The following is a 12,801-nucleotide window of genomic DNA, read 5'->3' on the forward strand; positions in this document are numbered from 1 at the left end:
CAGGGAAGGAGCCACATGGCTGAGCGCAACAGACGGACCGTGCGTGACCTGCGACGCGGCAACCGGTCGCGGGTATTGCAACGGTTGTATTTCGACGGCCCGCTGAGCCGCCAGGAGCTCGGTCCGGCGACCGGGCTGAGTTCGGGTTCCATCAGCAACGTCGTCGCGGAGCTCTCCGCGGAGAACCTGCTGGAGGAGGCCGGTGTCGTGGACTCCGACGGCGGCCGGCCCCGCACCCTGCTGCGCGTCGCCCCCGGCGGCGGCCTCCTCATCGGCATCGACATCGGTGAGACCCGGATCAGGGTGGAGCTCTTCGACCTCTCCCTGACCGAACTCGCCCGCACCGAGCGGCTGCTCGCCCAGCACGGCTACGACGTGGACCGCATCGTCGGCCATGTCCGCAGCGGCGTCGCCGACGTGCTCCGGGACGCCGGCGCCGACCCGCACCGGCTGCTCGGCATCGGGATCGGCGTCCCCGGCATCATCGAGCGGCACGCGCCGGACGGTGTCGTCGGCGACGTGGGCTCCGTCGTCCACGGCCAGACCATCGACTGGAGCGCCGTCCCCTTCGAACGGCTGCTCAGGGACGCGGTGCGGGTGCCGCCCGAGGTCCCGTTCTTCATCGACAACGGCGCCAAGACGCTCGGCCAGGCCGAGATGTGGTTCGGCGGCGGGCGGGGCGCGGGCGCCTCCGCGATCGCCCTCATCGGTTCCGGCGTCGGCGCCTGCGTCAACCACGGCGACCTGCTGGACGAGGACCGCGGCAGCCAGGCCCTGGAGTGGGGCCACAGCACCGTGCAGCTGCGCGGCCGGCGCTGCCGCTGCGGCTCGATCGGCTGCCTGGAGGCGTACGCGGGCGCCGAGGCGATGCGCGAGCGCTGGCACGAGGCGGGCGGCCCGCTGCCCGCCGACGCCGACGACGAGACCGCGCTCGCCGCGCTGCTCGCCGCCGCCTACCCGCCACCCGGGGCCGAACCCGACCCGGTCGCGGTGGCGCTGCTCGACGAGACCGCCGAGTGCCTGGGCGCCGCGCTGGGCGACCTGATCAACCTCTTCCTGCCCGAGCGCATCCTGCTCGGCGGCTGGGCGGGCCTCCTCATCGGCCCGCATCTGCTGCCCGACATCCGGCGGTACGCCCAGGAGTACGCGTTGAAGCACGCCGCGGCCCGGACCACCATCGAGATGGGCCGCCTCGGCCCGGACGCGGTCACGGTCGGCGCGGCGACCCTGCCGCTGGCCGACTTCCTGGCCCGCGGCGGCAGCCGGCCCTCGCCCCCGGCCCGGACGGGAGCCGAGGCACCGGCGCTCCGGACCCCGGCGGACGCCGTGCGCAGCCGGGAACGGCCCGGGACGAGGCAGGGCACGGCCGGGTGAGCGGGATCTCGGCAGGGCCGCCGGTGGGCCGGGGCTCCGAGGGCGGGTCCGGGCGCGGCCGGGTGAGCGGGATCTCGGCAGGGCCGCCGGTGGGCCGGGCCTCCTACGCCGAGTCCCGCACCACCAGCGACGGTTCGAAGATCACGGACGTCGCGGCGCCCTCCGGCTTGCCCAGCCGCTCGATCAGCAGCCGGGCCATCTCGGCGGCCATCGCCTCCACCGGCTGGCGGACCGTGGTCAGCGGCGGACGGCAGGCCAGGGCCGCGCTGCTGTCGTCGAAGCCGATCACCGCGACGTCCTCCGGGACCCGCTTGCCGTGCTCCCGCAGGACGTGGCAGGCGCCCGTGGCCATCAGGTCGTTGGCCGCGAACACTCCGTCCAGGTCCGGGTGTTCGGCCAGCAGCCGCTCCATCGCGGTCTCGCCGCTCTCCTGGGTGAACCGCCCCTCGGCGATCGCGATGTAGGGGTGCCCGTTCTGCGTCATGGTGTCCCGGAAGCCGGCCAGCCGTTCCTGGACCGCCGGCACGTCGAGCGGGCCGGTGATGGTCGCGATCCGCCGGCAGCCCCGGGCCAGCAGATGCTCGGCGGCCAGCCGCGCGCCGTCCTGATGGGCGACGTCGACATAGCTGATCCGGGCCGCCCGCGCCGGGCGCGCGTACAGCACGGCGGGCAGCCCCGCGTCCGTCAGCATGCCCGGCAGCGGGTCCTCCGCGTGCGTCGAGACGACCAGCGCGCCGTCGGCGCTGCCCTGGCGCAGGAACGCCACCACATCCTCCCGCGCCCGCGACGTCTCGGCGAACATCAGGACCGGGTGCATCCCGCGCGGCCGCAGGTAGTTGACGACACCGGTCACCACCCGCCCGAAGAACGGGTCGGCGAAGACCTGCCCCGTGAACGACGCCCCCGCGCCCCCGTCCGCCTCGTCCGCCGGCGCGTCCTCCTCCGCCTCCGGCTCGACGCCCGCGCCGGACACCACCAGCGCGATGGCGTCGGTGCGCCGGGTCACCAGCGAACGCGCCGCGCGGTTGGGCGCGTAGCCGGTGGAGGCGACCGCGCGGCGCACCGCCTCCTGGATCACCGGGTCGACATTCCGTACGCCGTTGATCACCCGGGAGACGGTGGCGCGGGAAACACCGGCCGCCCTCGCCACGTCCTCAAGGGTGGGTGTTCCGGCCGGTCGCAGATCATCCGTCATGAGCGCATTTATAGCATCAGCGGAGAGCGCTCTCCATCGTGCTCCGAACCGTTACCCGATCCTTTCCCGGCCGAGTCCGCGCCCGGCCGCGCCACGACCCCCGCGGTGAGCGGCAGATCGCCCGCCGAACGGCCCCCGAGCAGCGTGAACGCACCCGCCTCCGTCTCCCACCCGCGCCCTCCGGGCGACCAGTGGGCCAGCGCCCGCCCGTCCACCCGGACCACGGCGACCACGCTCTCCCCGGGCTCTGCCTCGACCGCCGCGTAACCGATGAGCTTGCGCACCGGCCGCTCCACGGCGGACCCACCGCGCGCGAGGTAGACCTGCACCACCTCCCGTCCGCGCCGCCGTCCGGTGTTCCGCACCCGCACCCGCACGGCGAACGGCTCGCCGGCCCGCACCGCCGCCGGGGCCGTCAGTTCTTCATACGCCCAGCCGGTGTATCCGAGCCCGTGGCCGAACCAGTACGCCGGAACGGCCCCCGACCGCAGCCACGCCCGGTATCCGATGTGCGGGCCCTCCGCGTAGTGCAGCCGCCCGTCCGCACCGGGCGCGGTCCCGAGCACCGGCACGTCGGCCTGGGCGGCGGCCCAGGTCGTCGGCAGCCGGCCGCCGGGCTCGGCGCGCCCGAACAGCACGTCGGCCAGACCGTCCCCGGCCTCCTGGCCCGGGAACCAGGCGAGCAGCAGCGCGGGCACCCGGGTGTGCCAGGGCAGGGCGACCGGGCCACCGGCGTTGACCACCACGACGGTGCGCGGGTTGGCCCGCACCACCGCCCGCACCAGCGCGTCCTGGCCATCCGGCAGGTCCAGGCTCTCCCGGTCGTGCCCCTCGGACTCGCTCTGCTCCGTCGTGCCCACGACCACCACCGCGACATCGGCCGCGCGCGCGGCGGCGACCGCTTCGGCGCGCGCGGCGTCCGCGTCGCCGGCGGGCGGGGCCGCGGCGAGGACCGTCGCGACCCCCGATCCCTGGGCGAGCGAGCGGAGCGCGACGACCTCCACCTCGCGGCCCGCCGTCAGTTCCACGCGGGCCGTGTGCAGCGGCGGGGCGACATGCACCCGGGTCGGGTCGTCGCTGTCCAGCGGGAAGGTGCCGGACAGCACCTCGTGCCCGTCGACGGAGAGCGAGATGTCGCCCCAGCCGCCCACCGCCCAGGTCCACGCGCCGCTCTCGGCGGGCCGGAACAGGGCCCGGACCTCCACCGCGGCGGCGCCCTCGGCCCGGACCGACGGCTCCACGATCCGCCCGGACAGCCGGTGCTCCGCGTGGAGTTCGGCGCCCCGCGCGTCGAGCAGCCGTACGAGCACCCCGGGCTCGCCGTCGCGCGGATCACGTGCCCGGTCGCGCCCGAGCGGTTCGGGGCGGCCGGACCCGGGAAGACCCGGCCGGTACGTCACCGCCGCCAGCCCGGCCAACTCCCGCTCGATCCCGGCCAGCGGGGTCACCACGTGCTCCGGGAACACCTCCGCGCTGCCGCCGCCCTGGATGCGTACGGCGGTGGCGTGCGGGCCGATCACGGCCACGGACTTCAGCGCCGACGCGTCGAGGGGCAGCAGTCCGCCCTCGTTGCGGAGGAGCACCGCGCCGGCGGACACGGCCCGGCGCAACAGGGCGCGGCCGGCCTCCGGAGACGTGACGGCCCGGCGCGCCGGGCGGTCCGGTCCGAGCGCGCCCACCCGCCGGGCCAGCCGCAGCAGCCTGCGTACCTTGTCGTCCACTGCGCCGGCGGGGACCAGGCCCGCTTCGAGCGCCGCGAGCAGACCGGCCGCCCAGGGGCCGTCCGGGCCCGGCATCGCCAGGTCCTGGCCGGAGCGGGCGGCATCGAGGAGCGTGCGCACCCCTCCCCAGTCGGAGACCACGAGACCGTCGAAACCCCAGGCGTCCTTGAGCGGGTTCTCCAGGAGCGGTGATGCGGACATGGTGACGCCGCCGACCTTGTTGTACGCGGACATGACGGCCCAGACCCCGGCCGCGACGGCTTCCTCGAACGGGGCCAGATAGACCTCGTGGAGGGTGCGTTCGTCCACGCGGACGTCGACGGTCAGCCGCTCCGTCTCGGCGTCGTTGCCGACGAAGTGCTTCGCGGTGGCGGCCACTCCGCCCGACTGGATGCCCCGGATGAGCGCCGCGCCGGTGCGGCCGGTGAGCAGCGGGTCCTCGGAGAAGCACTCGAAGTGCCGGCCGCCCAGCGGGGAACGGTGCAGGTTGAGGGTGGGGGCCAGGAGTACGTCGACGCCCTTGCGTCTCGCCTCCGAGGCGAGCAGCGCGCCGAGGTCCGTCAGCAGCCGTTCGTCCCAGGAGGCGGCGAGCGCCGTGGGGGAGGGGAGGACGAGCGAGGTCTCGCGTTCGTCCCAGGTCTCGCCCCGGACGCCGGCCGGTCCGTCGGAGAGGGTGAGCGCGCGCAGCCCGGCGGCCGGTTCCGCGTGCGTGCGCCAGGTGCTGGCTCCGGTGAGCAGACGGACCTTCTGTGCCGAGTCCAGCTTGTCGAGCAGCGGTTCGGTCTCTTCGTCCGTCATGCGGCCATGCTCCTTCGTGCGCCGCGCTCCCACGGGCATCGGAGAGCGCTCTCCCAGCTGTCGCGCCCAGCGTCCCCGGTCGCCGCCGACCGTGTCAATGGGGACCGGTCGCGGGCCGGTGGGAGCGGCCGGACCCGGCGGCGCGCCCGGGGCGGGCGGTGGCCGAAACGCACCGTGGTCTTGTCATCACCCGCTGTTTGCACATAAGTTGACCGCTTGCGACGTGTCCTACAGCCAGTGGGGGAGCCAAGTCATGGCCGCGAACGGACGGCACCGCAGATACCAGCCGAGCCGCATCAACCGGGCTTCGCTCACCGTCACGGCGGGAGGGGCCGGTCTCGCCCTGCCGCTCCTCACGGCCGCTTCGGCGGGCGCCGCGTCGACGGACGTCTGGGAGAAGGTCGCCGCCTGCGAGTCCACCGGCGACTGGCACATCAACAGCGGCAACGGCTACTTCGGCGGCCTCCAGTTCACCCGCTCGACCTGGGCGGCGTACGGCGGCACGGAGTACGCGGCACGCGCCGACCTCGCGACCAGGGACCAGCAGATCGCCATCGCGGAGAAGGTCCTGGCGGGCCAGGGACCCGGCGCCTGGCCGGTCTGCTCCGGAAAGGCGGGCCTGACCCGGGGCGGCAGCACGCCCGACGTCAGCCCGCAGAGCGAGCGCACGGCGAGCGTCGCGACCCCGAAGAAGCCGGGCGACGCGTCGGCGTCGTCCCCCCGTACGCAGACCGGGCGGACCACGCCCGCGGCCACGCCGACCACGGTGCCGGGCAAGCGCGAGTCGTACACCGTGACGCCCGGCGACTCGCTCTCCGGGATCGCGTCCGACCAACACCTCCAGGGCGGCTGGCAGCGGCTCTACGCGGCGAACCGCACCGTCGTCGGCGACGACCCGGACCTCATCTTCCCCGGCCAGCGGCTGACCCTGACCGGAACGCCCGGGACGGCCACGAAGCCGGCGCCGAGGACGGCGACCAAGGCCGAACCGAAGCCGACGCCGAGGACGGCGACCAAGGCCGAACCGAAGCGGGCACCCGGGGCCACGCCCAGGGCGACGACGAAGACGGCGCCGAAACCCGCCCCGAAGCCCGAGCCGCAGCGGAAGCAGCAGACCAAGCCGCAGCCCAAGAAGACCCAGACGCACAAGACGGAGCACGCGCAGAAGCACAGCGGGCTCACCGCCCCCGTCGCGGCCCGCACCGGCACCCCGTACCACCAGGCCGGTTCCTGGTCCAGCGGCTACCACACGGGCGTCGACTTCCCCGTTCCCACCGGCACCTCGGTGAAGGCGATGGCGGCGGGCACCGTCGTGTCGGCGGGCTGGGCGGGACCGTACGGCTACCAGGTCGTCATCCGGCACGGAGACGGCAAGTACAGCCAGTACGCCCACCTGTCCTCGCTGCTCGTGCGCGGTGGGCAGCACGTCGGCGGCGGCCAGCGGATCGCCCGCTCCGGCGCCACCGGCAACGTCACCGGGCCGCACCTGCACTTCGAGGTCCGCACCGGCCCCGACTACGGCTCCGACATCGACCCGCTGGCCTACCTCAGGGCGGGCGGCGTCAAGGTCTGAACGCCCCCGTCACCGGCCTCCCCGGCGGCGCTCCGTCCGGCGCCCGGGGGCGGACCGAACCCGACCCGGCCGGGCAGGCCCTCCAGCGGCATCCGCACGGGCAGCGCCGGGGGAGGGGTCCGCGGACCCACCGGCCCGGGACCGGCCGCGGGGGCCGGAGCCGGCTCCACGGCGCGGGAGAGGATGCCCGTCGAGGCCGGCGGCCCGGCGGGCTCGGCGAAATCCGCGGGCTCGGCCGCGTCTCCCGCGGTCGCCGACGCCGACCGCTCCGCGCTCATCCGTTCCGTGGTCAGCATGATCAGCCCGCCGGCCGCGACCGCCCCGCACAGCAGGGCCAGCACCGTGCCCGTGACCCCGTGCCGGAACTGCTCACCGAACAGCGTGATCCCCACCGCGGCGGCCACCACCGGATTCACCACGGTCACCGTGGCCAGCGGGGCCGTCAGACCCGCACCTCGGTAGGCCGCCTGGGACAGCAGCAGACCGGCGCCCGCCAGCGCCGCGATCACCAGCAGCGGGAGCAGCCCGGACTTCACGGCGCCCGCCGTCCACTCCATGGCCACGGTCTTCGTGTAGACCGACGCGATGCCGAACGCGACGCCAGCCGCCCCGGCCAGCGCCACGCTCCGCATCACCGGGCGGCGCATCGCCCGGGAGAGAAGGACCAGGGCGGCCACCGCGCCGAAGGTCACCACGGCCAGCATCAGCTGCTGCGGGGCGCCCAGGCCGTGCGCGTCGGAGCTGCCGGTCAGCGCGAGCAGCCCGGCCAGACCCACCGTCGCCATGACCGCACCGCGCCAGGCCGTGGCCCCGGCCCTGCGGCGTACGAACAGCGCGGCCATCGGCAGCGCGAAGACGATCGTGAGCGCCCCGAGCGGCTGTACGAGGCTCAGCGGCCCGTACGCCAGCGCCACGACGTGCAGCACGGCGCCCAGCCCGTTGAGGACGACGGCCGCCCACCAGACCCGGTTGCGCAGCGGTGCGAGGGAGCGGCCGTCGGAGGCGGTGGCCACGCGTTCCTGGACGATCGCCCCGGCCGCGTAGGCGACCGCGGAGACCAGTGACAGGAGCACGGACAGCGCAAGGGAACTCATGTACACCACGATCCCCTTTTCCAGCCGCCGCGTCGTCGTCCCTGAGGCGGCGATCCGGCGTACTGCTTTGGTAGTACGGCAGTGGTCCGGGTGTCCTCCTCCTGACGGTAGTCCTCCTCCCGGCGGACGTCAGAAGGATCTTGCGGGGCGGCCGCCTTCACGGGACCGACACGCCGGGTATCCGTCCGACCCCTTGACGCGGTCACGGCGGAATCCAAGAATGATCGCGCTCTGACAACGTTGTCCTAAGGAGTTTCCCCATGCATTGGACCCCACGGCCGGGACTGCGCGGCCCGGCGGCCGTACTCGCCGCCGCCGCGCTCCTGGGCGGTGTCCTCCTCCCCGGGGCCACGGCCGAGGCCGCCCCCGGAGTGACGGCCGGCTGACCGATCTGGTCAACCCGTTCATCGGCACCCAGAACGAGGGCAACACCTACCCCGGCGCCTCCGTGCCCTTCGGCATGGTGCAGTTGTCGCCGGACACCGGCCACAACACCGGGTACGACTACGGCGAGAACCACATCCGCGGCTTCTCCTCCGTCCACCTCTCGGGCGTCGGCTGCGGCCTCGGCGGCGACCTGCCGACGCTGCCCACCACCGGCGACGTCACCGAGACCGACTACGCGAAGTACGCGGCGGAGTTCAGCCACGACGACGAGGAGGCGAGCCCCGGCTACTACCGGGTCGGGCTGAAGACCGGCATCGAGGCCGAGCTGACCGCCACCGAGCGCACCGGCGTCCAGCGCTACACGTTCCCGGCCACCGACAAGGCCAACGTGCTGCTCAACGCGGGCCAGTCGCTGCACCGGACCCTCGCCTCCGACGTGGAGATCCTGGACAACCGGACCGTGCGGACGGCCATCACCGGCAGCGGCTTCTGCCAGGACACCAAGCCGTACACGGTCTACACGATCACCCGCTTCGACCGCCCCTTCACCACGTCCGGCACCTGGAACGGCGACACCGTCACCGAGGCGAAGAAGTCCAGGGCCACCGACGCCCGCAACGGGGCCTGGCTGCGCTTCGACACCACGGAGGACCGGACCGTCGAGGCCACCACGGCCCTCAGCTACGTCGACGCCAGGGGCGCCGCCCTCAACCTCCGCGCCGAGGGCGGCCACGGCTTCGACCACGTCCTCCGCGCCGCCGAACGCACCTGGGAGCACCGCCTGGAAGGCGTGAAGGCCAAGGGCGGCAGCGACGAGCTGCGCCGGACCTTCTACTCCTCGCTGTACCGCTCCTTCCTCGCACCCAACGTGGGCAGCGACGTGGACGGCCGCTACACCGGCTGGGACCAGAAGAAGCACAAGGCTGTCGACTCGCACGGGACGTTCACGTACTACCAGAACTGGTCGCTCTGGGACACCTACCGCACCCAGGCCCAGCTGCTCTCGCTGCTCGCCCCGCGCGAATCCCGCGACATGGCCATATCCGTCCTGCGCATCGACGCGGAGAGCGGCTGGCTGCCCAAGTGGGGCTACGGCACGGTCGAGACCAACATCATGACCGGCGACCCGGTCACCCCCTTCCTCACCAACGCCTACCAGCAGGGACTGCTGAAGGGGTACGAGGAGGAGGCGTACCGCGCCCTGAAGAAGAACGCGGACGGGGTGCCGCCCACCGACTCCGCGCCCGTGGGCCGCGAGGCCAACGCCCAGTACCTGAAGGACGGCTTCGCCCCGTACATCAAGGGCAGGCCGCACGCGAAGCCCGGTGACTCCGACTTCGACCACGGCGCCTCCGCGACCCTGGAGTACGCCCTCGCCGACGGCATGCTCGCCGAGATGGCCCGCGACCTCGGCCACGACGCCGACGCGGCCCGCTACGCGGCCCGCGCCCAGAACTACCGGAAGATCTTCGACCCCTCGACCGGCTTCTTCCGCGCCCGCGACGCCGCCGGCGCGTTCACCGGCCCCGCCGACCCGGCCGAGAGCGAGGGCTTCCACGAGGGCACGTCCTGGCAGTACCAGTGGATGGTCCCGCAGGACATCCCCGGCATGGTCGGCCTCATCGGCGGGAAGGACGCCGCCAACGAGCGGCTCGACTCCTTCTTCGCATACGACAAGCTCCTCGCCGACCCGGCGAAGACCGCCCGCGAGGTGTGGGTGAACGGCCCGTACGCGTACTACAACGCCGACAAGTACAACCCGCAGAACGAGCCCGACCTCGTCGCCCCGTACACCTACCTGTCCACCGGCCGGCCGTGGAAGACGACGGACGTGGTGCACGCGGCCCTGACGCTCTTCACCAACGGCCCGACCGGCATGACCGGCAACGACGACCTCGGCACGATGTCCGCCTGGATGGTGCTCTCGTCGATCGGCGTCTTCCCGGTCCAGCCGGGCACCGACACCTGGGGCCTGTCCACGCCCGCGTTCGAACGCGTCGACATCGAGCTCGACCGGCGCTACTACCCGCGCGGCGCGCTGACCGTCAGCGCCCCCGGAACCTCGGACGCCGACCGCTACATCCAGTCCGCCCGGCTCGACGGCACGGCGCAGTCGCGCACCTACCTGACCACGGACGACATCCGCTCGGCCCGCTCGCTCTCCTTCACGGTGGGCGACGAGCCGTCGGCGTGGGGCACCTCGCCCGAGGACGCCCCGCCCGCCCTGGGCTGACCCGGCGACCGCACGACCGAGCGCCCTTCTCCCCGTCGGCGGGGAGAAGGGCGCTCGGTGTCTGCCTCTTCGTTACGCGGGAAGCGGTGGGTCGATCGCCTCGGCGACGCTCGGGAAGACCGGGACCGCGCTGTCGAGGCCCAGAACGGAGATCAGCCGCTCCATGAAGACCGAGGGTGCGGCGAGCCGCAGCCGGGGACCGAGGGCCGTCTGTCCCTGCAGCAGCACGTTCACCGTCGTGGAGTCGGCGAAACTCACGTCCGAGAGGTCGACGACGACCGGCCCGGCACCCTCCCGCGACGCGTTCTCCAGCGCGGTGCCCAGGGGCGCCACGTTGTCGATGTCGAGGTCACCGGTTACCGCGAGCACCAACGCCCCACGTTCGTGCCGTGGGACGATCTGCATGGCGCGGCCGGCACTGGGCGGTGGAAGCACGTTCACCTCGTGTTGCACTGGGCGGCGGGGGTAACGCCGCGATCGGACGGGCAGTTCGATTCTGCTCCGTCCCTGTTCGCGGCGGGAATGCTCAACGATAAAAGTAACAGTTGCCATTTGACAACATTCTTCGTGGGGCAACAATCTGTACCGAACGATCAACGTGAGCGCCCGTCCGACGGCGCCTTCGGAACGCGGAAGCAGGGGCGTGCATGAAGCTAGGCGCTGTCCGCGACATCGTCGCGAAGCCGGGCGGCGGTACTCCGCCCGCCGGTGAGCCGCTGCGATGCCGCCGAGCGGAAGGCGGAGAGCCCCACGGCCAGAGCCGCCACCTCGGAAGGCTGCATCCGCTCCAGCACGGCGGTCAGCTCCCGCGTGCGGATCGCCCGGTACTCCTCCAGCAGCTCCCGGCCCTGCAGGGTCAGCCGGAGCTCGACCTCCCGGCGGCTCGTCGGGCTCGGGTCGCGCTGGACCAGTCCCATGGCCTCCATCCGGTCGCACAGCCGGCTCACCGAGGGCGCCCGCGAGCCGAGCGCCTCCCCGAGCGAGCGCAGGTTGCTCCCCTCCTGCTGCTCGATGACGAGGAGCGCGCGAAGCTGGGAGGGGGAGACCACACCCCGGGCGGCGGCCTCCTGGCCACGCCCCCACAACACCTCCAGAAGTTCGGACGCGGCACAGACGTCCTCGGACACCTGTTCAGGGCGGTGAGGGAGGCCGGTGCGGTGGGGCATTCTTCCACTCTGTCACCCGTAGCGTGCTCCTGTCAGCCTCGCTCCGCTCCCACCACCCACCGAAGAATGGGCGAAGCAGCGTGAATGCCCCCACGCACATCGAACGAGCGCTCCGCGCCGCGCCGCCGTATGCCCTGGTGGCGACGGTGCGCGAGATCCTCGCGAAGTCGTACGGTGCCCTCTCGGTGCAGCTCCTCCTGGCGGATTACGGAATGACCGTGCTCAACCCGGTCGACGCCGGCGACGGTCCCGGCCAGCCGCTCTCCCTGAACAACAGCCCCCAGGGCCGCGCCTTCGGCAGCCAGCGCCCGCACCAGGGCCGCACCGGCCCCGACGACGCGGCCGACCACCACTTCCCGGTCACCGTCCGGGGCGAACGCCTCGGCATCCTCACCGTCCGGCTGCCCTCCGTGCGCGCCACCCCGCAGAACACGGACGACCTGGCCCATGTCGCGGACCTCCTCGGCCACGAGATCGTCGTCGCCGAACGGGACACCGACCATTACCAGCGGGCCCGGCGCACCACCCGCCTCACCCTCGCCGCCGAGATGCAGTGGCAGCTGCTTCCGGCCAGGTCGTTCACCTCCGCCGAATACGCCATAGGCGCCCAGCTCGAACCCGCCTACGCCATCCACGGCGACAACTTCGACTGGGCGGCCGAAGGCGACCAGCTCAGCGTGGCCGTGACCAACGGCATGGGGGAGGGCATCCGCGCCTCCCTCCTCACCAATCTCGCCGTCAACGCGCTGCGCAACGCCCGAAGGGCCGGCATCGGCATCGCGGACCAGGCGGCCCTGGCCGACCAGGCCATCTACGAGCAGCACCGCGGCGCCGCCCACGTCTCCACCCTGCTGCTCCGCTTCGACCTGCCCACCGGATCGGTCGAGGCGGTGGACGCGGGCTCCCCGCAGCTGTGGCGCCTGCGCGGCCGCACGGTCACCCGGGTCGCGCTGGACGCCCAGCTCCCGCTGGGCATGTTCGAGGAGTCGCAGTACGCCGTCCAGCACCTCCAGGCCCGCCCCGGCGACCGGCTGCTGCTCGTCAGCGACGGGGTCTACGACGCGGTCTCACCGCTCGGCGAGATGTTCGCGGAACGCGGCCTGCCCAGGGCCGTCCTCGCCACCCGGCTGCTGCCGGCGGCCGCCGTCCCCGGCGCGGTCCTGCGGGAACTGGCGGAACACCGGGCGTCGGACACGCTGGACGACGCCCTGGTCATGTGCATCGACTGGTTCGGCCGGCCCGGCGCCGGGGACTGAGCCC

Annotated in this window: 8 protein-coding genes and 1 pseudogene; 4 read left to right on the forward strand and 5 right to left on the reverse strand. The window is 73.5% G+C overall.

Annotated elements, in window-relative coordinates; genetic code table 11:
- Positions 1-15 precede the first annotated feature (15 nt).
- On the forward strand, positions 16-1,374 hold the full coding sequence (locus tag ACFUJY_RS21380) for an ROK family protein (protein ID WP_383301866.1): 1,359 nt from the start codon (positions 16-18) through the stop codon (positions 1,372-1,374).
- 103 nt (positions 1,375-1,477) lie between these two features.
- Here ACFUJY_RS21380 and ACFUJY_RS21385 read toward each other — a convergent pair whose 3' ends face one another.
- On the reverse strand, positions 1,478-2,569 hold the full coding sequence (locus tag ACFUJY_RS21385; protein ID WP_383301869.1) for a LacI family DNA-binding transcriptional regulator: 1,092 nt from the start codon (positions 2,567-2,569) through the stop codon (positions 1,478-1,480).
- A gap of 8 nt (positions 2,570-2,577) precedes the next feature.
- Complete coding sequence (locus ACFUJY_RS21390; RefSeq protein WP_383301871.1) at positions 2,578-5,088, reverse strand: glycoside hydrolase family 3 C-terminal domain-containing protein; 2,511 nt, start codon at positions 5,086-5,088, stop codon at positions 2,578-2,580.
- A gap of 253 nt (positions 5,089-5,341) precedes the next feature.
- Between ACFUJY_RS21390 and ACFUJY_RS21395 the strand changes: the two genes are divergently transcribed.
- Complete coding sequence (locus ACFUJY_RS21395) at positions 5,342-6,661, forward strand: transglycosylase family protein (RefSeq protein WP_383301874.1); 1,320 nt, start codon at positions 5,342-5,344, stop codon at positions 6,659-6,661.
- Here ACFUJY_RS21395 and ACFUJY_RS21400 read toward each other — a convergent pair.
- The gene (locus ACFUJY_RS21400; protein WP_383301877.1) at positions 6,631-7,764 is read right to left on the reverse strand and encodes a DMT family transporter; all 1,134 of its coding nucleotides are present in this window, start codon (positions 7,762-7,764) and stop codon (positions 6,631-6,633) included. The genes ACFUJY_RS21395 and ACFUJY_RS21400 overlap by 31 nt on opposite strands.
- 251 nt (positions 7,765-8,015) lie before the next feature.
- Here ACFUJY_RS21400 and ACFUJY_RS21405 point away from each other — a divergent pair.
- A pseudogene (locus tag ACFUJY_RS21405) lies at positions 8,016-10,375 on the forward strand (GH92 family glycosyl hydrolase).
- 72 nt (positions 10,376-10,447) lie between these two features.
- On the opposite strand, the gene ACFUJY_RS21410 reads toward ACFUJY_RS21405, so the two are convergent.
- The gene (locus tag ACFUJY_RS21410) at positions 10,448-10,780 is read right to left on the reverse strand and encodes an STAS domain-containing protein (protein ID WP_026171109.1); all 333 of its coding nucleotides are present in this window, start codon (positions 10,778-10,780) and stop codon (positions 10,448-10,450) included.
- A gap of 248 nt (positions 10,781-11,028) precedes the next feature.
- Positions 11,029-11,541 (reverse strand): MarR family winged helix-turn-helix transcriptional regulator, encoded by a 513-nt coding sequence (locus ACFUJY_RS21415; RefSeq protein WP_383301880.1) that lies wholly within the window; start codon positions 11,539-11,541, stop codon positions 11,029-11,031.
- A gap of 80 nt (positions 11,542-11,621) precedes the next feature.
- Here ACFUJY_RS21415 and ACFUJY_RS21420 point away from each other — a divergent pair, with 80 nt between their 5' ends.
- Positions 11,622-12,797, forward strand: a complete 1,176-nt coding sequence (locus tag ACFUJY_RS21420; protein ID WP_383301883.1) for a PP2C family protein-serine/threonine phosphatase — start codon at positions 11,622-11,624, stop codon at positions 12,795-12,797.
- Positions 12,798-12,801: the final 4 nt, after the last annotated feature.

The sequence above is a fragment of the Streptomyces sp. NPDC057249 genome (assembly GCF_042669245.1).
GTDB lineage: Bacteria > Actinomycetota > Actinomycetes > Streptomycetales > Streptomycetaceae > Streptomyces.